Source organism: Pseudomonas vlassakiae (assembly GCF_014269035.2).
In the GTDB taxonomy this organism is placed as follows: domain Bacteria; phylum Pseudomonadota; class Gammaproteobacteria; order Pseudomonadales; family Pseudomonadaceae; genus Aquipseudomonas; species Aquipseudomonas vlassakiae.
In genome coordinates this window covers 160554-184314 of sequence record NZ_JABWRP020000012.1, presented here as the reverse complement: position 1 = coordinate 184314, position 23761 = coordinate 160554, and the positions used below count along the sequence as shown (strand labels likewise).

The following is a 23761-nucleotide window of genomic DNA, read 5'->3' as shown; positions in this document are numbered from 1 at the left end:
AGCGGATCATTCGATGCTGAATGGGAAGTACTTGTCGTTGATCTTCTTGTACGTACCGTCAGCCTTGATTTCCGCCAAGGCCTTGTTCAGCTTCTCACGCAGCGGGTCACCCTTGCGCACGGCGATGCCGATCTTGTCGCTGTCGACCACTGGCTCGCCCTTGAACTCGAAGTTCATGCCGTCCTTGCTCTTGAGCCACTCGTACTGCACGTACTTGTCGGCCAGGATGCCGTCGATGCGGCCGGACACCAGGTCCAGGTAGGCGTTTTCCTGGGTGTCGTACAGCTTGATCTCTACGTCGTTGCCGTAGTTGTCTTCCAGCCAGGTGCCCGCCAGGGTAGCGCGCTGGGTGCCGATCACCTTGCCTTTGAGCGACGCCTTGTCGGTCTTGAAGTCGACGTTCTTCGGCGCGATGAACTGCAGCTTGTTGGAGTAGTACGGGTCGGTGAAGTCGACCGCCTGCTTGCGCTCGTCGGTGATCGACAGCGACGACACCAGGAAGTCGAACTTCTTGGCATTCAGGGCCGGGATGATGCCGTCCCAGTCGGAGGTGACCACGTCGCACTCGACCTTCATCTTGGCGCACAGGGCGTCGCCGATGTCCTTGTCGAAGCCGACGACGTTACCGCTGGCATCCTTGTTGTTGAACGGTGGGTAGGCGGCTTCGATACCCATGCGCAGTTTTTCCGCGGCCATGGCGTTTGCCGACATCACCAGGGTGGCAGCGGCTGCCAGGAGGAACTTCTTGTAAATGTGCATGTATTGCTCCGTTAGCGGTGGCTGGACATGAATTGCTTGCAACGCGCCGAGGTCGGGTTCTCGAAGACCTGCTGCGGCGATCCTTGCTCTTCAACCAGGCCCTGGTGCAGGAAGACCACTTCACTGGACACCTGGCGGGCAAAGTTCATCTCGTGCGTCACCAGCAGCATGGTACGGCCTTCTTCGGCCAGTGCGCGGATAACGTTAAGCACTTCCTGGACCATTTCCGGGTCGAGCGCCGAGGTCGGCTCGTCGAACAGGATGACCTTGGGCTTCATGGCCAGGGTGCGGGCGATGGCAGCGCGTTGTTGCTGGCCACCGGAAAGCTGGGCGGGGTAGCTGTGGCGCTTGTCGTGGATGCCGACCTTGTTCAACAGCGCTTCGGCGGCTTCGATGGCTTCGGCCCTGCTCTGGCCGAGCACGCGACGCGGCGCCTCGATGATGTTGTCGAGGATCGACATGTGTGGCCACAGGTTGAAGTTCTGGAAGACGAAGCCGATCTCGCTGCGCAGGCGGTTGATCTGGCGATTGTCGGCGGCGATCAGGTCACCGTTCTTGGCGGGCTTGAGCTTGAGGCTCTCGCCGGCGACGAGGATTTCACCCTGGTGGGGGTTTTCCAGCAGGTTGATGCAGCGCAGCAGGGTGGACTTGCCGGAGCCGGACGACCCCAGGATGGAGATCACGTCACCGTCGCGCGCGGTCAGCGAAATGCCCTTGAGAATTTCCTGCTCGCCGTAGCGTTTGTGCAGATTGCGGATTTCCAGCGCGGGCGTGGCCTGGGCCATGTGCGGTCCTCATGTGATCGGGTGCGTTCCCAGCTGTTGGCGGCCTTCCTGGCGAGCGCCACGCTAGCATAGCGGCAATAGACGGCCAACAGGGTCGCAGGGGGCTCAAGGCGTTGCCGGGGCAGTTTGTCGCATCGTTGCAGCGCAACGTCGCGCAGATGTCCGCAAAGGGTCTCGCCCAGCGCCGTAGCCTTGATGAAAAAAGGCGCGATGGTGCCAGTTTTGGCCGGCACTGGGAAGCGCTTTCAGACCACTCGCGGGTCTGGCCCGCTGCTGCGGGTGCGACCGTAGCCTATCGAAGTCGGCGAGGAGGGTTGTACCTGCAGGTTGCGCTTTTGTGCTTTGCGCCGGTGCAAAGGTGTTACCGTGGAGCACCTTTGGTGCGTTTGTAAGTGGGTATTTCCGTAATCCGGACGCAACAGGGTTGTTTGGCGCCCTTTCGGACAGAGGTTGGCCGAATGCCCTGCAACCCGCACCGTTAGAAGGCTCGTGGAAGGATCTGACGAATGTATTCAGCACATGGCGCGGTTATTGCCAGTACGAAGCCGCCGATTGCAGCGACGCCTAGGTCAACCCCAGGTGCGCTCTGTTAACGCAGTCGGAGTGGTCCACTCCTTACAAAGGTAGTTTTAATGAGCGGTAACAATTCCAATGACCTCGCTCAGGGGCTCAAACAACGGCATGTCACCATGCTGTCCATTGCTGGCGTTATCGGCGCCGGTCTGTTCGTGGGTTCCGGCCATGCCATCGCAGCTGCCGGCCCGGCCGTGCTGCTGGCCTACGCCGCCGCTGGTACCTTGGTCGTACTGGTGATGCGCATGCTCGGCGAAATGGCGATCGCCTCGCCGGATACGGGCTCGTTCTCCACTTATGCCGACCGCGCCATTGGCCGCTGGGCCGGTTTTACCATTGGCTGGTTGTACTGGTGGTTCTGGGTGCTGGTGATTCCGCTGGAAGCCAACGCCGCCGCGGCCATTCTTCACGCCTGGTTCCCGTCGGTGGACCTGTGGGCCTTCTCGCTTCTTATTACCTTGGCGCTGACCCTGACCAACCTGTGCAGCGTGAAGAACTACGGTGAGTTCGAGTTCTGGTTCGCCCTGCTCAAGGTACTGGCGATCATCGGCTTCATCGTCGTGGGCTGCATCGCCATGTTTGGCTTCGTGCCGAGCAGCCAGGTGAGCGGCGCTTCGCACCTGTTCGATACCCAGGGCTTCATGCCTAACGGCCTGGGCGCGGTGCTGGCGGCCATGCTGACCACCATGTTCTCGTTCATGGGTACCGAAATCGTCACCATCGCCGCTGCCGAATCGAAAGACCCGGGCAAGCAGATCAGCCGCGCAACCAACTCGGTGATCTGGCGCATCTGCCTGTTCTACCTGGTGTCGATCTTCCTCGTCGTTGCGCTGGTACCGTGGAACGACCCGGCCCTGGCCGAAGTCGGTTCCTACCAGACCGTGCTGAGCCGCATCGGTGTGCCGAACGCCAAGCTGATCGTCGACATCGTGGTGCTGGTTGCCGTGACCAGCTGCCTGAACTCGGCGCTGTACACCTCGTCGCGCATGCTGTTCTCGCTGAGCAAGCGTGGCGACGCCCCGGCCATCGCCCAGCGCACCACCAAAGCGGCTACCCCGCATGTGGCCGTGCTGTTGTCGACCGCTGCCGCGTTCCTCTGCGTGTTCGCCAACTACGTGGCCCCCGCCCAGGTGTTCGAGTTCCTGCTGGCCAGCTCTGGCGCCATCGCGCTGCTGGTGTACCTGGTGATTGCCGTGTCGCAACTGCGCATGCGTAGCCAGCGTGAAGCGCGCGGCGAGAAGATCGACTTCAAGATGTGGCTGTTCCCTGGCCTGACCTGGGCAACCATCGCCTTCATCATTGCCGTGCTGGCGGTGATGGCGCTGCGTGAGGATCACCGTGCCGAGATCATCGCGACTGCGCTATTGAGCATTGGCGTGGTGGCGGCGGGCTTGCTGGTGCACCGCAAGCGTGAAGCTGCCGGGCGGGTGGCGCTGGACAACTGATCCGCGCTGCTTGAAATGAAGAAAGGCCGCGTCCTGCACAGGACGCGGCCTTTTTTGATGCCTGTTCGGGCCCTTTCGCGGGTAAACCCGCTCCTGCAGGGATCGAGGTGCTCTCTGGCCTGCGGTGAATCTGTTGGAGCGGGTTTACCCGCGAAGAGGCCAGATCAGGTCAAGCAGCCCGGTCAGCCAAACTGCTTCTGCTGTTGCTGCTGCTTGGCGACCAGTTCGGAAGCGGCGATATAGGCTTCCTGGAACTCATCGCTCTCCAGCCAGGCCATGGTGGTGTCTTCGTCGGCGCCGTCGAGCCAGGTGCGGTAGGCGTTGAACACCAGCACGATGTAGTCGGTGGCGTGCTCTTCCTTGTGGCCCTTGAGTACCAAGGCCAGCAGCGGGTCAACCAAGAACACCGAGATCATCGCTACCAGGCTGGTTTCCTGGGCGGCTTTCATCTTCGCGAACAGCTCTTTGTAGCTGTCGGTCTCCATGGCCTTGTTGAACACCTGCTCGATGCTGGCGCTGTCACCGGCGCTGGCCTTGACCGCCTGGCCGCTGCGCACCATGCGGTTCTGCTTGGCTTTGCTGGCGGCGCGCTTGGCGCGTTTCTGTTGCTTGGTTGGGGTGGCCATGGGTGAATCCTTGGGGTGTTCGGAAATTGCGCGTATTGAAGCGCAGCAGCCCGGGTGATTCAACTGGTGGGCGGTGTCGGCTCGTCTCCCTCGAACCCGCGCGATGCGCGGCCGACCAACAGCTCATCGGGTGCATGAGCCACGCGGTGGTCCTTCCCCGGATAATCCAGCGAATGCAGGAAGTGCCGGATACAGTTGATTCGTGCGCGTTTCTTGTCGTCCGACTTGATCACCGTCCACGGTGCATCGGCGGTATCGGTATGGAAGAACATCGCCTCCTTGGCTGCGGTGTAGTCTTCCCACTTGTCCAGCGACTTGATGTCGATGGGTGAAAGCTTCCAGTGCTTGAGTGGGTCGTCCCGGCGCGAGATGAAGCGGCGCAGCTGCTCTTCGCGGTTCACCGAGAACCAGTACTTGAACAGCAGGATGCCGCTGTTGCACAGCATTCGCTCCAGGTCCGGTGCCTGGCGCATGAACTCCAGGTACTGCACCGGCGAACAGAAGCCCATTACCTTCTCGACCCCGGCGCGGTTGTACCAGGAGCGGTCGAAGAAGACCATTTCACCCGCCGTGGGCAGGTGCTGGATGTAACGCTGGAAGTACCACTGCCCCAGTTCCTGCTCGGAAGGCTTCTCCAGCGCAACGATCCGGGCGCCTCGCGGGTTGAGGTGCTCCATGAAGCGTTTGATCGTGCCACCTTTGCCTGCTGCGTCACGCCCCTCGAACAGTATGACCACGCGCTGGCCGGTTTCCTTGACCCAGCTCTGGACCTTCAGCAGTTCGATCTGCAGCGCATGCTTGGTCTTCTCGTAATCCTGGCGACGCAGGCGGGTGCGGTACGGGTAGCTGGCCGGCAGGCGCGCCGAGGTGCTGTCTTCGTTGCTGCCCTTTGGTGCACTTGCCACTTCCAGCGCGGCTGGGGCCTGGCTGACCTTGCTGATGGAGGGCTCGGGTTTGCGCTGGCGAGGGCGGCGCGTGCGAGGTGCAGCAGGGGCGGGGGAAGAGGATTCGCCGGGTGCGGGGAGCAGGAGGGTGGCTTCTTCGCTCATGGAGGTCCTTGCGAGGTTGGGTCGAATGTCCACTTGTGATTGTGAGTTTGGGGGTGGGGGAGGTCGTTGATGCTGATCAATGCCGGTGGGCGGAGGATGCGGCGCTGCGTAATCAAATAGTTTGAAACGCGTCCAGATTGATGTGGTGTGAACTACGGTTTACATTTTTCCCATGCACACACTATTACAAACCGACAGCTACAGAAGGTGGTTCGCCGCGTTGCGGGATGCTCGTGCACAGGCTCGTATCAATGTGCGACGGGTCGAGCTTGGAGTGATTGGGGATTGTAAGCCGGTAGGTGAAGGAGTGTCCGAGTAGCGGATCGATTACGGTCCGGGCTATCGGGTGTATTTCGTTCAGCGAGGCTACGAGGTGATCATCCTTCTGGCGGGTGGCGACAAGTCCACGCAGACCAGGGACACCAGTTCAGCCCTCAAGCTGGCACGCGAGCTTTAGGAGGCCGCCATGACTGCGACCAAACTGACCAAGTGGGATGCCGCAGATCACCTCAAGACAGAGGAAGACATGGCTCTGTACCTTGAGGCCTGCCTTGAAGAAAACGATCCGGTGTTGCTTGCCGCTGCCTTGGGCGATATCGCGCGTGCTCGTGGCATGGCTCAGCTGGCGCGTGATACGGGCCTGACTCGCGAAGGGCTCTACAAAGCGTTGTCGGCGGAGGGTAATCCAAGCCTGGCGACCATCATGAAAGTGATGGCGGCACTCGGACTGAGGCTACATGCCGAGGTGGTGTCTCCGCGAACTGCGGGGTAGGGCTGGAGGTGGGGGGAGCAGCTATCGATGCTGCCCATCCCAAAAGCAAAAAACGCAGACAACAAAAAACCCGCACTGGGCGGGTTTCTTGTGTCGCTTCGGGTAACTTTGCAACCACCAGAAGCTTGAAGGTGGTGCCCAGAGACGGAGTCGAACCGCCGACACGAGGATTTTCAATCCTCTGCTCTACCGACTGAGCTATCTGGGCGACGAGGTGAATTAAATAGATTTTCTGACGGCCCGTCAACGACTTTTTGAAAAAATTTTAAATTAATTCCGTCGCTTACGGTTCGTGGGGTCATTCGGAGGGGGGAACGTACCCTTCCGCCTGGGCGTATTCCTCGCCAGCGAAAAACTTGTCCATCTCGCCCTGAAGGAACTTGCGGTCCTCGCCGTTCATCATGTTCAGGCGTTTTTCGTTGATCAGCATGGTCTGGTGTTTTTTCCAGTCTTCCCAGGCTTTCTCCGAGATGTGGTCGAAGATGTCCTGGCCCTTGGCACCGGGGTAGGGCGGGCGGGCCAGGCCTGGGAGTTCTTCTTTGTACTTGCGGCACATCACGGTGCGGGTCATCGGGCTTCTCCTGCAATCAGTTCGTCGGCCGCGCGTTTGAGCAGCTTCTTGACCGGGGCGGCGAGGCCCAGGCGCGGCGGGGTGGCGAGGTTATACCAGAGCCAGTCGGCCTCGGCCACGTGCTGGCCGACCGGCTCGACACGTACCAGCCATGGCTCGATCGCCAGCTGGAAGTGGCTGAAGGTATGGGTCAGGCCGTCCAGTGCGCGGCTTTCGGCCAGGCGCAGGCCGTGCTGGTAGGCGAGGTCGTCGAGCTGGGCAAGATCGTCCAGCTCCGGGAGGCTCCATAAGCCACCCCACAGGCCGCTGGATGGGCGGCGGTAAAGCAGAATGGCGCCTTCATCGTTGGCCAGCAGTGGCATCAGCGTGCGCCTTTGCGGCAGTGCCTTGCGTGGTTTGGGCTCGGGGTAGCGGGTTTCTTCGCCGTGCAGGTGTGCTTCGCAGCCGTGCTGCAACGGGCAGATCAGGCAGCTGGGCTTGCTGCGCGTGCACAGCGTCGCGCCCATGTCCATCATCGCCTGGGTGTAGTGGTTGGCGCGCTGGTGCGGGGTGAAGCGCTCGGCCGTGGCCCACAGCTGGTTGGCCACCTTGGGCTCGCCGGGGTAGCCGGCCTGGGCGGTGTAGCGGGCCAGCACGCGCTTGACGTTGCCATCGAGAATCGGCGCGCGAATGCCCATGCTGATGCTGGCGATGGCACCCGCTGTGGAGCGGCCGATGCCGGGCAGCTCGGTGAGCTGCTCGACGCTGCGCGGGAATTCGCCGCCATGTTGTTCGACGACGATCTTCGCGGCCTTCTGCAGGTTGCGTGCGCGGGTGTAGTAGCCAAGGCCGGTCCACAAGTGCAGCACTTCGTCCTCCGGCGCCTCAGCCAGGGCCTGCACGGTCGGCAGGGCCTGCATGAAACGGTCGAAGTAGTTGAGCACGGTGCTGACCTGGGTCTGCTGCAGCATGATTTCCGAAACCCACACGCGGTATGGGTTGATGCCCTGTTGCCAGGGCAGGTCGTGGCGACCGTGCTGGTCATACCAGTCCAGCACGGCGCTGGAGAACTGCGTGGGGGTCATCGCTTGAACAGCCCCTTGAGCGCGTCTTTCAGTTCTGGGCTCACTTTGTCTCCAAGTTTTTCATCGATCTTGTCTTTAAGGCGGTTGCCGGCCAGCTTGGCCGCGACCTTGCCCAGGCCGTCCTGGTCCAGGCGGCAGGCCTTGGCGCCGATCTCCAGCGGGCCGCGGCAGCGCAGCGGCACTTCCACGCCCACGAAGCGTTCGTTGACCTGGCAGGCCGGGTCGGGCATGGCGCGCTGATCACCCTCGACGATCACGCCGACGTTGTAGTCCATGCCCAGCACGCGCAGGTCGAGGTCGCCATGGCCGTTGACGGTCAGGCCAGGGATGCGTGCCTTGAGGTCGGGGTTGCTGGCTACGCCATTGCGAATCACCAGGCTGCCGCGTAGCTCTTCGAACGGGGTGTCCTTGCCACGGGGTTCGCCACTCAACGTCTTGCGGTTGAGGGTGGCGATGGCCTGGCACAGTTGTTGTTCGAGGTTGGCATTGACCAGCACGCCGTCATTGATGGTGAAGTTTGCGCTGCCATTGAGGGTGTCGACCAGTGCCTTCTGGCTGTTACCGGTGGCCGTCAGATCACTGGTCAGGGTCAGCAGGCCTTTGACCGGCGGCGTCTGCTCCTTGCCTTCAACTTTGATGAAGTGCTCGACCGGCACCCGGTTGATCCTGGTGTTGATGCCGAGCTGCGGCACGGCAGGGCGCACGTCGACGTTGCCCTTGGCTTCGAAGGTGCCGTTGTAGAGACCGCCACGCAGGGTTTGCAAGGTCAGCAGCCCGCCCTGGGCGGTGGCCTGCAACTGAGCATCGCTGATGGGCAGCTTGTCCAGGGTCAGCGCACCGAAGGCCAGGTCAGCTTGCAGGTCGAGCACGCGCAGGCGGTCTACCGGCAACAGCTTGTCGTCGCTCCAGGCTACCTGGGTCGGGGCATTGGGCAGTGGCGAGCTGCCGGCACCGGCAACTGCGCTGGCTTCCTGCTGCTGCACCTCCGCCTGGCGTGCGGCAGTGGCGCCTTTGGCTTGCTCGCTCTTGGCCAGCAGGTAGCGATCGGCATCGAACCTGTCGCCTTTGAGCTGCAGGCGCAGGGCCTGCTTGGCGAAGTCGTCGATGGCCACGCGGCCAGTGAAGGTGGTGTCGTCCAGCTTCACAGCCAGGTCGGCCAGGGTCAGGCTGGACGGTGTGCCTTGCAGGCGGGTCACCAGCTCCAGCTTGCCGAAGGCTGCCGGATCGTTGGTGGCCGGCAGCGGGTGGCCGATGCCGTCGAGGAAGGTGCGCAGGTTGAACTGGGCGATGGACAGGCCGCCGCTCAGTTGCGGGGCCTTGTCCAGGTCGCGCAGGTTCAGTTCGCCGAGGGCGCGCAGCTGGTTCGCCGAGACTTTCAGGCCGCTCCAGGAGGCCACGTTGGCACCCATGTCGACCAGCAGCTGGCCTTGGGCGCCGAAGGTGACGGTCTTGCCAGCGGTAGGTTCGCCGGAGGTTTCGCCGGTCAGGCGCAGGTCTTCGAAGTTGTAGCGCTTGAGCTTGCGATCGAAGCGCAGCTCGCCGGCAAGCTCGGTGCGGGCCTTGATGGCCGGCTGGCTGGCGCCGAGGAAGGCGCTGGCTTTAAGGGCGATATTGGTGCCCTCGTGGACCGGGCCGGTGCTCAGCTGGATGCTTTCGGCGCTGTAGCTCTGGCCGCTCTTGGCATCGGTGTAGTAAACCCGGGCGTTGTTCACGGTCAGGCTGTCGATGTCGAGCTTCACCGCGCGCTCACTGCTGCTTTCAGCAGGCTTCGCCGGTTGCTCGGCAGGTGCCTGGGCCGGCGCACTGGCAGTGCCATCGGGGGTGGTCGGTAGCGGCTTGCCGATGTCTTCCCAGTTGCCGTGGCCGTTTTCGTCGCGTAGCAAGGTCAGGTTCAGGCCCTCGACGCGTACATCGCTCATCTGCACTTCGCGGCGCAGCAGTGGCAGCACACGCACGGAGAGGCCGAGCATCTGCAGGTCGGCGAACGGCTCCTTGGGTTTGGCCAGCGTCGCGATGCTGGCTTCATGCAGCTCCAGGCCCAGCCAGGGGAACAGGCTCCAGCCGATGTCACCGTTGAGGGTCAGCTCGACGTGCGCCTTGTCGCGCGCCAGTTGGCGGATCTCGTCTTTGTAGTCGTTGGGATCGAAGAGGTGGGTCAGGGCGAAGCCCAGCGCCACGATGATCAGCAGCAACCCGAGAAGCCCCAGTCCCAGGATTTTGCCGAACGCTTTCATGGGCGAGTCCTTGTAGTCCGTAGTGTGAATTCCGAACGGCTGAGTATAGCGCCGCAGGGGTGGGCCCTGCGTATACGACTAGCGATGCAGGGTATTTCCGATGATTGCGGCATTCGACAGCTGTGGCTTCGTCAGTTCCTTCGCCGCCGGATTGCTGGAAATACCGATTCAGCCACGGGAAAAATAACGATATCAGATTGCTTTCATGTCATCTTCGAACTGGTACCCTTGTGCCGCTTTGCGGAGCGACCGCGACCCATTGTCGCGGGCCGTTGCCCAGGAAAAAGGCCCAGATCGCCCTGCGTGCGATAACAAGAGCCCGGGATTGCCATCCGCCAGCACTGTCTACCTACAAAAGGAATGAATCCATGAGCAGTACCATCACGGCAGAGGGGCTGGCCAGCGCGCCGAGCTTCCTGTCGAAGGAGCGCATCATCGCCCGCCCGGGCTTCAACCGCTGGCTGGTCCCGCCAGCTGCCTTGGCTATCCATCTGTGCATCGGCATGGCCTACGGCTTCTCGGTGTTCTGGCTGCCGCTGTCGCAAGCCATCGGCATCACCGCGCCGGTTGCCTGTTCGGCGGACATGGGCTTCATCGCCCGCCTGTTCAGCGCCGAATGCGACTGGCCGATCTCGATGCTGAGCTGGATCTACACCCTGTTCTTCGTCTTCCTCGGCTGTTCGGCAGCGGTGCTGGGCGGCTGGCTGGAACATGCCGGTCCTCGCAAGGCTGGCCTGGTATCGGCCCTGTGCTGGTGTGGCGGCATGCTGATCTCGGCGATCGGCGTAAAGACCCACCAGCTGTGGCTGATGTGGTTGGGGTCCGGTGTGATCGGTGGGATTGGCTTGGGGTTGGGCTACATTTCACCGGTCTCGACCCTGATCAAGTGGTTCCCGGACAAACGCGGCATGGCCACCGGCATGGCGATCATGGGCTTCGGTGGTGGCGCCATGGTGGGTGCACCGCTGGCTACCGCGCTGATGGGCCATTTTGGCAATGCCCATGAAGTGGGCGTATGGCAGAGCTTCGTCGCCATGGCCGCAATCTACTTCGTGTTCATGACGGCTGGCGCCCTGGCGTACCGCGTTCCGCCAACCGGCTGGAAGCCTGAAGGCTGGAGCGCACCGGCGAAGAAGGCCGGCAATGGCATGGTCACCGACCGCCACGTGCACGTCAGCGTCGCCTGGAAAACCCCGCAGTTCGCCCTGGTGTGGCTGGTGCTGTGCCTGAACGTTTCGGCCGGTATCGGCATCCTCGGCATGGCTTCGCCGCTGCTGCAGGAAGTGTTTGCCGGCAAATTGCTGGGCAACGAGCTGAGCTTCAGCGAGCTGAACGCCGCGCAGCTGGCGCAGATCGCCGCCATCGCCGCCGGCTTCACCGGCCTGCTGAGCCTGTTCAACATCGGTGGTCGCTTCTTCTGGGCATCGTTCTCCGACTACATCGGCCGCAAGAACACCTACTTCGCCTTCTTCGCCCTGGGCGTCGGCCTCTACAGCCTGGTGCCGAACATGGGTCACCTGGGCAACGTGGCGCTGTTCGTGGCGGCATTCTGCATCATTCTGTCGATGTACGGCGGTGGCTTCTCCACAGTGCCGGCCTACCTGGCCGACCTGTTCGGCACGCAGATGGTGGGAGCCATTCATGGTCGCCTGCTGACTGCCTGGGCGGCAGCCGGCGTGCTGGGCCCGGTGCTGATCACCTACCTGCGCGAGTACCAGTTGGCGGCGGGCGTGGAGCGTGCAGCGGCCTACGACATGACCCTGTACATCCTTGCCGGCCTGCTGGTGCTGGGCTTTATCTGCAACATGCTGATCCGCCCGGTGGCCGACAAGTACTTCATGACCGATGCCGAACTGGCCGCCGAGCGTGCTCTGAGCCACGACAAAGGTGCTGATGGTGCGCGTTCGCTGGAGTGGCATGCCTCGCCGGGTAGCCTGCCGTTGGTGCTGCTGGCCTGGGCTGTGGTGGTCGTGCCGCTGGCCTGGGGGGTGTGGGTGACCTTGCAGAAGACCGCTGTCCTGTTCCATTGATGTAGCCGTCCGGGGGTTGCCTGGCACCCCCCGCGATCCGGTTGTATAGACCTGTAGGGCTCTGCGGCCCCGCAATTGCTTGCCATGCCATATGTCATCCGCGTTTCAAGCGGGCGCGTTCTGGGCCTATAATGGAGCCCTTTTCGCCCAATGATTTTGCGGAGCTGGTGATGGTCGAACGTAAGGCTTCCGTCGAGCGCAATACCCTGGAAACCCAGGTCAAGTGCTCGATCAACCTCGATGGCAGTGGCAAGGCCCGATTCGATATCGGTGTGCCTTTCCTTGAACACATGCTGGACCAGATCGCCCGCCATGGGCTTATCGATCTGGATATCGAGTGCAAGGGTGACCTGCATATCGACGATCACCATACCGTCGAAGACGTCGGTATCACGCTGGGCATGGCATTCGCCCAGGCCATTGGCGACAAGAAAGGCATCTTCCGCTACGGCCACGCCTACGTGCCGCTGGACGAAGCACTGTCGCGCGTGGTCATCGACTTCTCCGGCCGCCCAGGCCTGCAGATGCATGTGCCTTACACCCGTGCCACCGTTGGCGGCTTCGATGTCGACCTGTTCCAGGAGTTCTTCCAGGGCTTCGTCAACCACGCCCTGGTGACCCTGCACATCGACAACCTGCGTGGCCACAACACCCACCACCAGATCGAAACCGTATTCAAGGCTTTCGGCCGCGCCCTGCGCATGGCCGTGACCATCGACGAGCGCATGGCCGGGCAGATGCCGTCCACCAAAGGGTGCCTGTAAATGCAGACGGTAGCCGTAATCGACTATGGCATGGGCAACCTGCACTCGGTGGCCAAGGCGCTTGAACACGTCGGCGCCGGCAAGGTGCTGGTCACCAGCGACGCTGCGGTGATCCGCGAGGCTGACCGCGTGGTGTTCCCGGGCGTGGGCGCGATCCGTGACTGCATGGCCGAAATCCGCCGCCTGGGCTTCGACAGCCTGGTCCGCGAAGTGAGCCAGGATCGCCCGTTCCTCGGCATCTGCGTAGGCATGCAGGCGTTGCTCGACCATAGCGAAGAGAACGACGGTGTCGACTGCATCGGCCTGTTCCCTGGCCAGGTGCGCTTCTTCGGCAAAGACCTGAAAGAAGACGGCGAGCACCTGAAGGTGCCGCACATGGGCTGGAACGAAGTCAGCCAGTCCATCGACCACCCGCTGTGGCACGACATTCCCGACCGTGCGCGTTTCTACTTCGTGCACAGCTACTACATCAATGCCGGCAAGCCGGGCCAGGTGGTCGGCCGCGGCCACTATGGCGTCGACTTCGCTGCCGCGCTGGCAGACGGCTCGCGCTTCGCCGTGCAGTTCCACCCGGAAAAAAGTCATACCCATGGCCTGCAGCTGCTGCAGAACTTCGTCGCCTGGGACGGGCGCTGGTAAATGAGCCGTTCGAAGACCAAGGCCCCGATCATCACCCTGGCCCCCGAAGAGGAACGCGAGGCGCTCGACACGCTCAAGCGCTTTCTCGAAGACCGCTTCGAACTGCAGCTCGGGTCGTTCGAGGTGGCCGAGGTCCTCGAACTGTTCAGCAAAGAAATTGCACCCCATTACTACAACAGGGCGATTGCCGATGTTCAGCTGCACCTCAAGGAGCGGTTCGAGAGTATCGAAAGCGATCTGTGGGCGCTCGAAAAGCCCTGAAACCCTAAGAACAGACAGGTTCCCAAGATGCTGATTATCCCCGCTATCGATCTGAAGGACGGTGCCTGCGTGCGCCTGCGCCAGGGCCGCATGGAAGATTCCACGGTATTTTCCGACGACCCGGTGAGCATGGCTGCCAAGTGGGTCGAAGGTGGCTGCCGCCGCCTGCACCTGGTCGACCTCAACGGCGCCTTCGAAGGCCAACCGGTCAACGGTGAAGTGGTCACCGCCATTGCCAAACGCTACCCGAACCTGCCGATCCAGATCGGCGGCGGCATCCGCTCGCTGGAAACCATCGAGCACTACGTCAAGGCCGGCGTCAGCTACGTGATCATCGGCACCAAGGCGGTCAAGCAGCCTGAGTTCGTCGCCGAAGCGTGCAAGGCCTTCCCGGGCAAGGTCATCGTTGGCCTGGATGCAAAGGACGGCTTCGTTGCCACCGACGGCTGGGCGGAAGTCAGCTCGGTACAGGTCATCGACCTGGCCAAGCGTTTCGAGGCCGATGGCGTCTCGGCGATCGTCTACACCGACATCGCCAAGGACGGCATGATGCAGGGCTGCAACGTGCCGTTCACCAAGGCACTGGCCGAAGCCACTTCGATCCCGGTGATCGCCTCGGGCGGTATCCACAACCTGGGTGACATCAAGGCCCTGCTGGACGCCAAGGCCCCGGGCATCATCGGCGCCATCACCGGCCGTGCCATCTACGAAGGCACCCTCGATGTCGCCGAGGCCCAGGCTTTTTGCGACAACTACCAAGGCTGAGGACTGAACCATGGCACTGGCCAAGCGCATCATCCCTTGCCTGGACGTGGACAACGGCCGGGTGGTCAAGGGCGTCAAGTTCGAGAACATCCGTGATGCCGGCGACCCGGTGGAAATCGCCCGCCGCTACAACGAGCAGGGTGCCGATGAAATCACCTTCCTCGACATCACGGCCAGCGTTGATGGCCGCGACACCACCCTGCATACCGTCGAGCGCATGGCCAGCCAGGTGTTCATCCCGCTGACCGTGGGCGGCGGCGTGCGCACCGTGCAGGACATCCGCAACCTGCTCAATGCCGGCGCCGACAAGGTTTCGATCAACACCGCCGCGGTGTTCAACCCGGAGTTCGTCGGTGAAGCAGCGGACCGCTTCGGTTCGCAGTGCATCGTCGTCGCCATCGACGCCAAGAAGGTGTCCGCGCCCGGCGAAGCGCCACGCTGGGAGATCTTTACCCACGGCGGGCGCAAGCCAACCGGGCTGGACGCGGTTGAATGGGCGAAGAAGATGGAAGGCCTGGGGGCCGGCGAGATCCTGCTGACCAGCATGGACCAGGACGGCATGAAGAATGGTTTCGACCTGGGCGTAACCCGCGCCATCAGCGATGCGCTGGGGATTCCGGTGATTGCTTCGGGTGGTGTGGGTAACCTGCAGCACCTGGCAGACGGGATTCTGGAAGGGCACGCCAGCGCGGTGCTGGCGGCGAGTATCTTCCACTTTGGCGAGTACACGGTGCCGGAGGCCAAGGCCTACATGGCTTCGCGCGGGATTGTCGTTCGCTGAGATAGTGATTGTCGGGGCTGCTTTGCAGCCCATCGCGGCTGAAGCCGCTCCTACAGGGATCGCGCAAATCTCCAGGCGTGCGCGGTCCCTGTAGGAGCGGCTTCAGCCGCGATGGGCCGCAAGGCGGCCCCAATTGCATCATCCGTGGTTCTTGCCCAGCAAGGCGTGGTAGAGCTCGGTATCGCCAAGAATCCCCACCACCCGGTCATTTTCCTGCAGCACCAGCTTGTTGCCGGTCTGGTAACGAATCTGCAGCGCCTCACGCATGCCAATGTCGGCATGCACCAACGTTGGCTTGCGGCCCAGGCCTTCCACAGCCTGCCCCGGCACCCAGTTCTGCATGTCCAGCCCGTTCTGCCCCTGGCGTGCACGCTTGATCGAATTCCCTTCGCCCAGGTCCAGCCACGAATCGCCACCCGGGTCCAGGCACACCGAGCCGTTGACCCGCTTGCAGTTGTCCAGGCTGCGCATCAGGCTGCGGCCGCACAGTACGTTCAGCGGGTTGGTGTGGGCGACGAAGGTACGCACGTATTCGTCGGCCGGGTTCAGCACGATCTCTTCCGGCTTGCTGTACTGGATGATCCGCCCGTCCTTCATGATGGCGATGCGGCTGCCCAGCTTCAGCGCCTCGTCGAGGTCGTGGCTGACGAACACGATGGTCTTGCTCAGCTTGGCCTGCAGGCCCAGCAATTCGTCTTGCAGGCCTTGGCGGATCAGCGGGTCGAGGGCCGAGAACGGTTCGTCCATCAACAGGATGTCGGCATCCATCGCCAGCGCCCGGGCCAGGCCCACACGCTGTTGCATGCCGCCGGAGAGTTCGTCTGGCTTCTTGTTGCGCCACTGGGTCAGGCCGACCAGTTCGAGTTTCTCGTCGACCAGCTTGCGCCGTTCCTTTTCCGGGCGGCCCTGCATTTCCAGGCCGAAGCTGATGTTCTCTCGCACCGTCAGCCATGGCATCAGGGCGAATTTCTGGAACACCATGGCGATGCGCTTGGTGCGCATCATCTTCAGCTCTGCCGGGGTGCAGTGGGCAATATCGATGTGCTTGCCTTCATGTTCGACGAACAGCTTGCCGCGGCTCACGGTGTTGAGGCCGTTGATGCACCGCAGCAGGCTCGACTTGCCTGAGCCGGACAGGCCCATCAGCACACAGATCTCGCCTTTGTTGATATCGAGGTTGGCCTTTTCCACACCGACCACCAGCCCGGTCTGCTTGAGGATCTGCTCGCGGGTCTGGCCTTTGTCCAGCAGCGCCAGCGCTTCGCGCGGCTTGTTGGAGAAGATGACGTCTACGTCTTCGAATCGAATGATGCTCATGCCTCACCCCTTACCGGCAGTTCCGGTTGCTTGCAGATACGGTCGAGCATGATCGCCAGCAGCACGATCGCCAGGCCCGCTTCGAAGCCCAGGGAGATATCGGCGGTGTTCAGTGCGTTGACCACAGGTTTGCCCAGGCCATCGGCACCCACCAGGGCGGCGATCACCACCATCGACAGCGACAGCATGATGCACTGGGTGACGCCAGCGGCGATGCTTGGCATCGCGTGCGGCAGTTCGATACGGGTGAGTAGCTGGCGGCGCGAACAGCCAAAGGCCTTGCCGGCGTCCATCAGCTCCTGCGGCACGTCGCAGATGCCCAGGTAGGTCAGGCGGATCGGTGCGGCGATGGCGAACACCACTGTCGAGATCAGCCCCGGCACCACGCCCAGACCGAACAGGGTCAGGGTCGGGATCAGGTAGACGAAGGTTGGCACGGTCTGCATCAGGTCGAGCACCGGGCGCATGGCGGTGTAGAACATCGGCTTGTGCGCGGCGACGATGCCCAGCGGCACGCCGATGGCCACGCAGACCACGGTGGCGAAGGTCACCTGGGCCAAGGTTTCCATGGTTTCCTGCCAGTACCCCAGGTTGAGGATCAGCAGGAAGGAAAGGGCGACGAATGCGGTGAGCGCCCACTTGCGCTGGATGAAATGCGCCAGGGCGGCGAACAGGGCGATGAGCACGAACGGGTTGAAGAACGTCAGGGTACTGGTGACGCCATGGATCATGAACTCCAGGCCTCGGGCAATGGCATCGAAATAGTTCGCGCCATTCTGGGTCAGCCATTCGACGAACGCCGCGATGTACTGACCCAAGGGTATTTTCTGATCGATGAGCATGATAGCGAGCTTCCACCTGCGAAGATTGAAAACAGTCCGGGGCGGGCACGGTCCCGCCCCGAGGTAGCGCTACGACGTATTGCGTTATTGGGTAAGTTTCGCCTTGGCCGCCTCAAGGCCGGGTTTGCCATCCACGGTGGTGACGCCCGCAAGCCAGGTGTCCAGCTTGCCGGGGTTGTCTTTCAGCCACTTCCTGGCGGCCGCCTCGGGCTTCATCTTGTCGTCCAGGACGTAGCCCATCATGGTGCTTTCATCCTTGAGCTCGAACGACAGGTTCTTCAGCAGTTGGCCGACGTTGCTGCATTCCTGCACATAGCCCTTGCGGGTGTTGGTCAGCACGGTGGCCTTGCCGAATTCGGGGCCGAAGAACTCGTCACCGCCGGTGAGGTACTGCATCTTGAAGCGGGTGTTCATCGGGTGCGGTTCCCAGCCCAGGAACACCACTGCCTCGCCACGCTTCTGTGCGCGATCGACCTGCGACAGCATGCCGGCCTCGCTCGACTGCACGATCTTGAAACCGGCGTCCTTCAGGCCGAAGGCGTTCTTGTCGATCATGCTCTGGATGGTGCGGTTGCCATCGTTGCCCGGCTCGATGCCATAGATCTTGCCGTCCAGTTCCTTCTTGAACTTGGGAATGTCGCTGAAATCCTTCAGCCCCTTGTCATACAGCGCCTGGGGCACGGCCAGGGTGTACTTGGCGTTTTCCAGGTTGGCGCGCACGGTTTCTACAGTGCCGGCATCGCGGTATTGCTTGATGTCGTTCTCCATGGTCGGCATCCAGTTGCCGAGAAACACGTCCAGGTCCTTGCCGGTGGCCAGCGACTTGTAGGTCACCGGTACCGAGATCATGGTGGTGTGGGTCTTGTAACCCAGTGCTTCGAGCACAACGCTGGTGGTCGCAGTGGTGACGGTGATGTCGGTCCAGCCGACATCGGAGAAGCGTACCGTCTGGCACTGCTCGGGCTCGGCGGCCTGGGCCAGCAGAGGCGCGGACAGCATCGCAACCAGCAACAGCGAGGGTGAACCTTTCATGGATGGACTCCTGTGATTTTGTCTTCGGGTTCGCATGGGTCGCCGGGCTTTCTCAGGGTCCGGTCGACCAGGCCTGCAGAGGGCAGGTTGCGTGGCCGTGCTTTACGAGTCGCTTTCGATAATCCTCCAGCGCCGGGCAATCGCCTACTGGTGGCGTCGTAACCAGTACGGAACGGGTCGCATCCAGTACGGGCGATGTCGTTTATGAGTTTTTCCACCCCTGTAGCCGCATTTTTGCGTCACCCGGTCGCTTGAAAGCGGCGACAAGGTGGCCGAAAAGGCTACGGCGCTGCTGGACAAAATTACGTCGGTTGCAGACGGCGAGGGGGTAGGCAAAAGCCCGATGATGCGTGCATTCGTGGCGGCTCGCAGCTTCAGCCTAGCAGTTGCCCCGCCCTGCGCATGGCGCGCAGAGACAAGCCCAGCAAGAGGTGATTCGACAATGGCCATCAGCGTGTTCGACCTGTTCAAGATCGGTGTCGGGCCCTCCAGCTCCCACACCGTCGGCCCCATGCGTGCCGGTGCCCTGTTCGTCCAGGGCCTGCGTGAACGCGGCGAGCTGGAACAGGTGCGCAGGATCGAAGTGCGGCTGTACGGTTCGCTGTCGGCCACTGGCATCGGCCATGGCACCGACAACGCCACCATCATGGGCCTGATGGGCGAGTGGCCGGACGCCATCGACCCGACCCAGATCGTCCCGCGGATCGCCGACCTGCGCGAAACCAACACCCTGAAGCTGGATAACCGCCTGCCCATCGAGTTCGTCTGGGCCCGCGACATGCTGCTGCTGGACGAGAACCTGCCGTACCACCCCAACGCCATGACCCTGATCGCCGAAGGTGCCCAGGGCGAGCTGCATCGCGACACCTATTACTCGGTCGGTGGCGGCTTCGTGGTCGACGCCGCCCAGGCCGCCAGCGGTGTGCTGGATGCCGACCAGACGGTGCTGCCCTACGATTTCAACAGCGCCGCCGAGCTGCTGCGCCTGTGCAAGCAAAACGACCTCAGCGTGTCGCAATTGATGATGGCCAACGAGAAGGTCTGGCGCAGCGAGGAAGAAATCCGCGCCGGCCTGCACAAGCTCTGGGAAGCCATGCAGGAGTGCGTCAACAACGGCCTGAAATACGAAGGCACGCTGCCCGGCGGGCTCAACGTGCGCAGGCGCGCCGCCAAGTTGCACCGCAGTCTGCAGGAAATCGGCAAGCCCAACGTGATCGGCTCGACCATGAGCGCCATGGAGTGGGTCAACCTGTTCGCCCTGGCGGTCAACGAAGAGAACGCCGCTGGCGGGCGCATGGTCACTGCGCCTACCAACGGCGCGGCGGGCATCATCCCGGCGGTGCTGCACTACTACATGCGCTTCAGTGATGCGGTGGACGAGTCGAGCGTGGTCGACTTCTTCCTCGGCGCCGCTGCCGTGGGCATCCTGTGCAAGAAGAACGCGTCGATTTCTGGTGCAGAAGTCGGCTGCCAGGGCGAGGTCGGCTCGGCCTGTGCCATGGCTGCTGCCGGCCTCGCCGAAGTGCTGGGGGCGACCCCGGCGCAGGTGGAGAACGCTGCCGAAATCGCTCTGGAACACAACCTCGGCCTGACCTGCGACCCGGTCGGCGGCCTGGTGCAGGTGCCGTGCATCGAGCGCAACGCGATAGCCGCAGTGAAGGCGATCAATGCCGTGCAGATGGCGTTGCGCGGCGATGGCGAGCACTTCATCTCCCTCGACCAGGTGATCCGCACCATGCGCGACACCGGGGCCGACATGCACGACAAGTACAAAGAGACTTCTCGCGGTGGCCTGGCGGTCAGCGCCATCGAGTGCTGAGTTCTTGAGCCAGCCTCAAGGGCCCCATCGCGGATGAATCCGCTCCTACAGGAAATGCATGATCTTGTAGGAGCGGATTCATCCGCGATGGGGCCCTTGAGTGTTTTAAGTGCACCGCGCCCTGTTTAAGTGCATGACCCAAGCTGACCAATCGTCGGCTGTCGCTATCAGTGTGGGCATTGTCGGTGACACTCAAGAGTGTCGTTTCTGGGCAACCAAGGCTGCGCGTGTCACCAAATTGCTCAGTTGTTACACGCAAGGCGCTAGCACGGCGCTTTGCGAAGAATTGCCAACTTGATCGAAGTCCCTGATTTGCCGAATGAAGGCGTCGTTTTCAGGTTTTTTCGGATGGTCGTTCAATTTCAGGCACGACCCTTGCGTTGAGATTGGCAGCAAGCCCCTGCACATGAACCTGGGGCCATAACAAGAAAATCAGTGCCCGCCTGAGGCACACCCTGCATTTGTGTGAGGAGAAATCGCGATGACGTCGTACACCTCCGGGAACCCAACCCAGAACCGCACAGCCCCCCAGTCCATCGGGTTTCTCCTTCTGGACAATTTCACCCTGATATCCCTGGCATCGGCCGTGGAGCCGCTGCGCATGGCCAACCAGCTTTCTGGTCGCGAGCTGTACCGCTGGCACACGCTGACCGTCGATGGCGGCCAGGTATGGGCCAGTGACGGCCTGCAGATCACTCCCGATGCAGCCATGCACAGCGCACCGCCGATCGACACCGTGATCGTCTGCGGCGGTGTTGGCATCCAGCGCACGGTCACCCGTGAGCATGTCACCTGGCTGCAGGCCCAGGCTCGCCAGTCGCGCCGCCTCGGTGCGGTGTGCACCGGCAGCTGGGCGCTGGCCTGTGCCGGCCTGCTCGATGGTTTCGATTGCAGCGTGCACTGGGAATGCCTGGCGGCCATGCAGGAGGCCTTCCCGCGGGTCAACATGAGCACCCGCCTGTTCACCCTCGACCGCAACCGCTTCACCAGTTCCGGCGGCACCGCGCCGCTGGACATGATGCTGCACCTGATCAGCCGTGATCACGGCCGTGAGCTGTCGGCGGCGATCTCGGAGATGTTCGTCTACGAGCGTATCCGCAACGAGCAGGACCACCAGCGCGTGCCGCTCAAGCACATGCTCGGCACCAACCAGCCGAAGTTGCAGGAAATCGTCGCGCTGATGGAGGCCAACCTCGAAGAACCGATCGACCTGGATGAACTGGCCGTATATGTGTCGGTGTCGCGCCGTCAACTCGAACGGCTGTTCCAGAAGTACCTGCATTGCTCGCCGTCGCGCTACTACCTCAAGCTGCGCCTGATCCGCGCCCGGCAGTTGCTCAAGCAGACACCGATGTCGATCATCGAAGTGGCCTCGGTGTGCGGCTTCGTCTCTACCCCGCACTTCTCCAAGTGCTACCGCGAGTACTTCGGCATTCCGCCGCGTGACGAGCGCGTGGGCTCCAACACCGCGCAGCAGGTGGCAATGATGCCGATTCCGCAGGCCATGACCCTGTCGCCGCACAGCGGGCCGATGGCGGCCCTGAGCCAGGCGCGCAATGAATCGACCTTTGCCAGCGTAAGGCTCTGAAACGGCACCGGCCCCTTCGCGGGTTTACCGCGAAGGGGCCGGTGCAGGAATAATCGCTCAGGCGCGTTTGTTGAACTGCGCCAGCGCTGGCAACAGCTGCTTGTCGATCGCCTGGCGCACTGCCGGCAGGATCGTCGCGCTGCCGGTATACATCTGCTCGACCATCCCCTTCAGCGCCCGCGCATTGGGCTCGGTCAGCCCGCGCACCACCGCTTCGCAGGCCTGCTCGGCACTGGCCCCGGCCGGAATGTCGAACCCGCGCGCGCGCAGGTGGCCCGCCAGGTCGTCCTGGTCTATCAAATCCGCATGCATCATGGCTGTTGTCCCTTTTATTGCGAAGAGAGTGCTGCTGTGATTTACGACCGATTCTGTGTCCGCTGCGACAGGCCCGCAAGGGCAGAATGTCGCAATGGCCGGTTTGGCTAAGAACAGGTCGTTCCCGGCTAATTGCAGGGGCCGGGAAGCCAGCAGACTGCATGCATTCACGGCTCACGAGGGTTTGGTCACCCTCACTCATGCACAGTGGATGTTGCTCGCTCTTGGCCCCGGATGCTCACGGCTTTCCGGGGTTATTTTTTTGAGCGCTCAGCGGGGTAGTTGCAGGACGCGGCCGACGAATTCCGCAGCAGGCAGGTCGCGTTGGCTATCTACCAGGCTCTGCAGCAAGGCCGCACTGTGCTCACTGAAAGGCGCCGATTTCGGCCCCGCCAGGTCAACATGCAACAGCATCTGCTCGCTCGCAGCCAGCACCTCGTCGAACCCGGCCCGGTGCAGGCTGTGGTAGACATGCAGGCGCTTACGGTCGAAACCGATGATCTGTGTCTGCACCCACACCTCGGCGCCTAGCTTTACCTCGTGCAGGTAATTGATGTGCGCCTCCAGGGTGAACAGCGAGTTGCCATTCTGCCCACGGCTGTCGGCATCGAGGCCGATGCGCTCCATCAGCGCATCGGTGGCGTAGCTGAAGATCAGCAGGTAAAAGGCATCGCGCAGGTGCCCGTTGTAGTCGACCCAGTCCTCCTGGACTGGGGTGCGGTAGGTGATCAGTGCGGGCATCGTCTGCTCCTCAGTCGCCAAAGGCCATGCCGTGGCTGGCTTTGCTGGTCTTCACCGCTTCCAGTACGGCCAGCAGCGTGTCATCACGATAGCGCTCCAGCGCGGCGATGCTGCGCTCGCCCAGTTGTTCCGAGGTGCCTTCGACCACATCGTCGATCAGCTTGTCGGTCAGCTCCGGTGCTGGCAGGTAGGTCCAGGGCAGCTTCAGCGCCGGGCCGAACTGGGCCATGAAGTGGCGCATGCCGGCATCACCGCCTGCGAGGGTGTAGGTGAGGAAGGTGCCCATGAACGACCAGCGCAGGCCGGCGCCGAAGCGGATCGCATCGTCGATCTCCCCGGTGCTGGCCACGCCATCGTTGACCAGGTGCAGGGCCTCGCGCCACAGCGCTTCGAGCAGGCGGTCGGCGATGAACCCGGGGACCTCCTTGCGTACATGCAGCGGGCGCATGCCTAGTGCGGTGTAGATGGTTTTCGCGGCCTCGATGGCTTCGGGTGCTGTGCGGTTGCCGCCGACGATCTCCACCAGCGGCAGCAGGTAAACCGGGTTGAACGGGTGACCGACCACACAACGCTCGGGGTGCGTGGACGACTCGTAGAACTCGCTGGGCAGCAGCCCCGACGTGCTGGAACCGATGATTGCGTCGGGCTTGGCGGCGGCACTGATCTTGGCGTGCAGGTCGAGCTTGAGGTCCAGGCGCTCGGGTGCGCTTTCCTGGATGAAATCGGCGTCGCGTACGCATTCCTCGATGGTCGCGACGAATTTCAGTCGGCCCTGCGATGCACCCGCTGCCAGGCCTTGTTTCTCCAGTGCCGGCCAGGCGTTGGCGATGCGCTTGCGCAGGGCCTGCTCGGCGCCGGGTGCCGGGTCCCAGGCGACCACGTCCAGGCCGTGGGCCAGGGCGCGGGCGACCCAGCCGCTGCCGATCACGCCGCTACCCAGGGCGGCGAAGGTCTTGATTTCGGTGATGAAGGGCATATCGGTCTCCTGA

The 23761-nt window shown here is 62.6% G+C and carries 23 protein-coding genes, 1 tRNA gene and 1 pseudogene; 11 read left to right on the top strand and 14 right to left on the bottom strand.

The genetic code is table 11. The features are described from left to right. Positions 1 to 6: 6 nt before the first annotated feature. Together HU738_RS17095 and HU738_RS17090 are read right to left on the bottom strand one after the other, a co-directional pair. The gene (locus tag HU738_RS17095) at positions 7 to 759 is read right to left on the bottom strand and encodes an ABC transporter substrate-binding protein (RefSeq protein WP_176509095.1); all 753 of its coding nucleotides are present in this window, start codon (positions 757 to 759) and stop codon (positions 7 to 9) included. A gap of 11 nt (positions 760 to 770) precedes the next feature. Beyond that, positions 771 to 1544 (bottom strand): ABC transporter ATP-binding protein, encoded by a 774-nt coding sequence (locus HU738_RS17090; protein WP_186602816.1) that lies wholly within the window; start codon positions 1542 to 1544, stop codon positions 771 to 773. A gap of 632 nt (positions 1545 to 2176) precedes the next feature. On the opposite strand from HU738_RS17090, the gene gabP reads away from it, so the two are divergent. Further along, complete coding sequence (gene gabP, locus HU738_RS17085; RefSeq protein ID WP_186602818.1) at positions 2177 to 3562, top strand: GABA permease; 1386 nt, start codon at positions 2177 to 2179, stop codon at positions 3560 to 3562. A gap of 182 nt (positions 3563 to 3744) precedes the next feature. Here the strand turns inward: gabP and HU738_RS17080 are convergent, their stop codons facing one another. Together HU738_RS17080 and ppk2 are read right to left on the bottom strand one after the other, a co-directional pair. Beyond that, positions 3745 to 4188 carry a hypothetical protein gene (locus HU738_RS17080; RefSeq protein WP_054886711.1) on the bottom strand — a complete coding sequence of 148 codons (444 nt, stop codon included), beginning with the start codon at positions 4186 to 4188 and terminating at the stop codon, positions 3745 to 3747. A 59-nt stretch (positions 4189 to 4247) separates the two neighbouring features. Further along, entirely contained in the window at positions 4248 to 5237 is a 990-nt protein-coding gene (gene ppk2 / locus HU738_RS17075; protein ID WP_225923483.1) for a polyphosphate kinase 2, read from the bottom strand. A gap of 172 nt (positions 5238 to 5409) precedes the next feature. On the opposite strand from ppk2, the pseudogene HU738_RS26020 reads away from it, so the two are divergent. Both HU738_RS26020 and HU738_RS17070 read left to right on the top strand, forming a co-directional pair. Beyond that, positions 5410 to 5694: pseudogene (locus HU738_RS26020) on the top strand (type II toxin-antitoxin system RelE/ParE family toxin). 9 nt (positions 5695 to 5703) lie between these two features. Then, the gene (locus HU738_RS17070) at positions 5704 to 6009 is read left to right on the top strand and encodes an addiction module antidote protein (protein ID WP_186602820.1); all 306 of its coding nucleotides are present in this window, start codon (positions 5704 to 5706) and stop codon (positions 6007 to 6009) included. A 132-nt stretch (positions 6010 to 6141) separates the two neighbouring features. On the opposite strand, the gene HU738_RS17065 is transcribed toward HU738_RS17070, so the two are convergent. The 4 genes from HU738_RS17065 to HU738_RS17050 all read right to left on the bottom strand — a co-directional run bounded on the left by HU738_RS17065 (position 6142) and on the right by HU738_RS17050 (position 9878). Then, positions 6142 to 6217: transfer RNA gene (locus HU738_RS17065), tRNA-Phe, on the bottom strand. Between the two features lie 90 nt (positions 6218 to 6307). Next, on the bottom strand, positions 6308 to 6580 hold the full coding sequence (locus HU738_RS17060) for an oxidative damage protection protein (RefSeq protein WP_027917574.1): 273 nt from the start codon (positions 6578 to 6580) through the stop codon (positions 6308 to 6310). Further along, on the bottom strand, positions 6577 to 7644 hold the full coding sequence (mutY, locus tag HU738_RS17055) for an A/G-specific adenine glycosylase (RefSeq protein ID WP_186602822.1): 1068 nt from the start codon (positions 7642 to 7644) through the stop codon (positions 6577 to 6579). Before mutY ends, HU738_RS17060 begins: the two co-directional genes overlap by 4 nt. Beyond that, positions 7641 to 9878, bottom strand: a complete 2238-nt coding sequence (locus tag HU738_RS17050) for an AsmA family protein (RefSeq protein WP_186602824.1) — start codon at positions 9876 to 9878, stop codon at positions 7641 to 7643. Before HU738_RS17050 ends, mutY begins: the two co-directional genes overlap by 4 nt. Positions 9879 to 10246: 368 nt before the next feature. On the opposite strand from HU738_RS17050, the gene HU738_RS17045 reads away from it, so the two are divergent. From HU738_RS17045 to hisF, 6 genes are all read left to right on the top strand, one after another. Then, positions 10247 to 11908: an OFA family MFS transporter gene (locus HU738_RS17045; RefSeq protein WP_186602826.1), complete on the top strand. Its 1662-nt coding sequence runs from the start codon at positions 10247 to 10249 to the stop codon at positions 11906 to 11908. A gap of 170 nt (positions 11909 to 12078) precedes the next feature. Then, positions 12079 to 12672 carry an imidazoleglycerol-phosphate dehydratase HisB gene (hisB, locus tag HU738_RS17040; protein ID WP_186602828.1) on the top strand — a complete coding sequence of 198 codons (594 nt, stop codon included), beginning with the start codon at positions 12079 to 12081 and terminating at the stop codon, positions 12670 to 12672. Then, positions 12673 to 13311, top strand: a complete 639-nt coding sequence (gene hisH, locus HU738_RS17035) for an imidazole glycerol phosphate synthase subunit HisH (RefSeq protein WP_176509088.1) — start codon at positions 12673 to 12675, stop codon at positions 13309 to 13311. After that, entirely contained in the window at positions 13312 to 13572 is a 261-nt protein-coding gene (locus tag HU738_RS17030; protein ID WP_027917568.1) for a DUF2164 domain-containing protein, read from the top strand. It abuts the gene before it with no gap. A 27-nt stretch (positions 13573 to 13599) separates the two neighbouring features. Then, positions 13600 to 14337, top strand: coding sequence for a 1-(5-phosphoribosyl)-5-[(5-phosphoribosylamino)methylideneamino]imidazole-4-carboxamide isomerase (gene hisA, locus HU738_RS17025; protein WP_023382794.1), 738 nt, complete (start codon positions 13600 to 13602; stop codon positions 14335 to 14337). Positions 14338 to 14347: 10 nt separating this feature from the next. Beyond that, positions 14348 to 15118 (top strand): imidazole glycerol phosphate synthase subunit HisF, encoded by a 771-nt coding sequence (gene hisF / locus HU738_RS17020; RefSeq protein ID WP_176509087.1) that lies wholly within the window; start codon positions 14348 to 14350, stop codon positions 15116 to 15118. 138 nt (positions 15119 to 15256) lie between these two features. Here the strand turns inward: hisF and choV are convergent, their stop codons facing one another. From choV to HU738_RS17005, 3 genes are all read right to left on the bottom strand, one after another. Next, entirely contained in the window at positions 15257 to 16435 is a 1179-nt protein-coding gene (gene choV / locus HU738_RS17015) for a choline ABC transporter ATP-binding protein (RefSeq protein WP_186602831.1), read from the bottom strand. After that, positions 16432 to 17280 carry a choline ABC transporter permease subunit gene (gene choW / locus HU738_RS17010; RefSeq protein WP_176509202.1) on the bottom strand — a complete coding sequence of 283 codons (849 nt, stop codon included), beginning with the start codon at positions 17278 to 17280 and terminating at the stop codon, positions 16432 to 16434. The genes choV and choW overlap by 4 nt, the downstream gene beginning before the upstream one ends. Before the next feature lie 81 nt (positions 17281 to 17361). Next, the gene (locus HU738_RS17005) at positions 17362 to 18309 is read right to left on the bottom strand and encodes a choline ABC transporter substrate-binding protein (RefSeq protein WP_176509085.1); all 948 of its coding nucleotides are present in this window, start codon (positions 18307 to 18309) and stop codon (positions 17362 to 17364) included. 442 nt (positions 18310 to 18751) lie between these two features. Between HU738_RS17005 and HU738_RS17000 the strand changes: the two genes are divergently transcribed. Beyond that, the gene (locus HU738_RS17000; protein WP_054886701.1) at positions 18752 to 20128 is read left to right on the top strand and encodes an L-serine ammonia-lyase; all 1377 of its coding nucleotides are present in this window, start codon (positions 18752 to 18754) and stop codon (positions 20126 to 20128) included. 481 nt (positions 20129 to 20609) lie between these two features. Next, a complete protein-coding gene (gene gbdR, locus HU738_RS16995) occupies positions 20610 to 21716 on the top strand; it encodes a choline metabolism transcriptional regulator GbdR (RefSeq protein ID WP_054886700.1) in 1107 nt (368 codons plus the stop codon). A gap of 57 nt (positions 21717 to 21773) precedes the next feature. Here the strand turns inward: gbdR and HU738_RS16990 are convergent, their stop codons facing one another. From HU738_RS16990 to HU738_RS16980, 3 genes are all read right to left on the bottom strand, one after another. Beyond that, a complete protein-coding gene (locus tag HU738_RS16990; protein ID WP_003255717.1) occupies positions 21774 to 22031 on the bottom strand; it encodes a hypothetical protein in 258 nt (85 codons plus the stop codon). Between the two features lie 270 nt (positions 22032 to 22301). Continuing rightward, entirely contained in the window at positions 22302 to 22772 is a 471-nt protein-coding gene (locus tag HU738_RS16985) for a thioesterase family protein (RefSeq protein WP_186602833.1), read from the bottom strand. Positions 22773 to 22782: 10 nt separating this feature from the next. Further along, a complete protein-coding gene (locus HU738_RS16980; protein ID WP_186602835.1) occupies positions 22783 to 23748 on the bottom strand; it encodes an L-carnitine dehydrogenase in 966 nt (321 codons plus the stop codon). Positions 23749 to 23761: the final 13 nt, after the last annotated feature.

What these genes read in the sequence shown, in the direction of transcription:
- HU738_RS17095 (WP_176509095.1), bottom strand. Translation starts at nt 759, where the DNA reads ATGCACATTTACAAGAAGTTCCTCCTGGCAGCCGCTGCCACCCTGGTG.
- HU738_RS17090 (WP_186602816.1), bottom strand. Translation starts at nt 1,544, where the DNA reads ATGGCCCAGGCCACGCCCGCGCTGGAAATCCGCAATCTGCACAAACGC.
- gabP (WP_186602818.1), top strand. Translation starts at nt 2,177, where the DNA reads ATGAGCGGTAACAATTCCAATGACCTCGCTCAGGGGCTCAAACAACGG.
- HU738_RS17080 (WP_054886711.1), bottom strand. Translation starts at nt 4,188, where the DNA reads ATGGCCACCCCAACCAAGCAACAGAAACGCGCCAAGCGCGCCGCCAGC.
- ppk2 (WP_225923483.1), bottom strand. Translation starts at nt 5,237, where the DNA reads ATGAGCGAAGAAGCCACCCTCCTGCTCCCCGCACCCGGCGAATCCTCT.
- HU738_RS17070 (WP_186602820.1), top strand. Translation starts at nt 5,704, where the DNA reads ATGACTGCGACCAAACTGACCAAGTGGGATGCCGCAGATCACCTCAAG.
- HU738_RS17060 (WP_027917574.1), bottom strand. Translation starts at nt 6,580, where the DNA reads ATGACCCGCACCGTGATGTGCCGCAAGTACAAAGAAGAACTCCCAGGC.
- mutY (WP_186602822.1), bottom strand. Translation starts at nt 7,644, where the DNA reads ATGACCCCCACGCAGTTCTCCAGCGCCGTGCTGGACTGGTATGACCAG.
- HU738_RS17050 (WP_186602824.1), bottom strand. Translation starts at nt 9,878, where the DNA reads ATGAAAGCGTTCGGCAAAATCCTGGGACTGGGGCTTCTCGGGTTGCTG.
- HU738_RS17045 (WP_186602826.1), top strand. Translation starts at nt 10,247, where the DNA reads ATGAGCAGTACCATCACGGCAGAGGGGCTGGCCAGCGCGCCGAGCTTC.
- hisB (WP_186602828.1), top strand. Translation starts at nt 12,079, where the DNA reads ATGGTCGAACGTAAGGCTTCCGTCGAGCGCAATACCCTGGAAACCCAG.
- hisH (WP_176509088.1), top strand. Translation starts at nt 12,673, where the DNA reads ATGCAGACGGTAGCCGTAATCGACTATGGCATGGGCAACCTGCACTCG.
- HU738_RS17030 (WP_027917568.1), top strand. Translation starts at nt 13,312, where the DNA reads ATGAGCCGTTCGAAGACCAAGGCCCCGATCATCACCCTGGCCCCCGAA.
- hisA (WP_023382794.1), top strand. Translation starts at nt 13,600, where the DNA reads ATGCTGATTATCCCCGCTATCGATCTGAAGGACGGTGCCTGCGTGCGC.
- hisF (WP_176509087.1), top strand. Translation starts at nt 14,348, where the DNA reads ATGGCACTGGCCAAGCGCATCATCCCTTGCCTGGACGTGGACAACGGC.
- choV (WP_186602831.1), bottom strand. Translation starts at nt 16,435, where the DNA reads ATGAGCATCATTCGATTCGAAGACGTAGACGTCATCTTCTCCAACAAG.
- HU738_RS17005 (WP_176509085.1), bottom strand. Translation starts at nt 18,309, where the DNA reads ATGAAAGGTTCACCCTCGCTGTTGCTGGTTGCGATGCTGTCCGCGCCT.
- HU738_RS17000 (WP_054886701.1), top strand. Translation starts at nt 18,752, where the DNA reads ATGGCCATCAGCGTGTTCGACCTGTTCAAGATCGGTGTCGGGCCCTCC.
- gbdR (WP_054886700.1), top strand. Translation starts at nt 20,610, where the DNA reads ATGACGTCGTACACCTCCGGGAACCCAACCCAGAACCGCACAGCCCCC.
- HU738_RS16990 (WP_003255717.1), bottom strand. Translation starts at nt 22,031, where the DNA reads ATGATGCATGCGGATTTGATAGACCAGGACGACCTGGCGGGCCACCTG.
- HU738_RS16985 (WP_186602833.1), bottom strand. Translation starts at nt 22,772, where the DNA reads ATGCCCGCACTGATCACCTACCGCACCCCAGTCCAGGAGGACTGGGTC.
- HU738_RS16980 (WP_186602835.1), bottom strand. Translation starts at nt 23,748, where the DNA reads ATGCCCTTCATCACCGAAATCAAGACCTTCGCCGCCCTGGGTAGCGGC.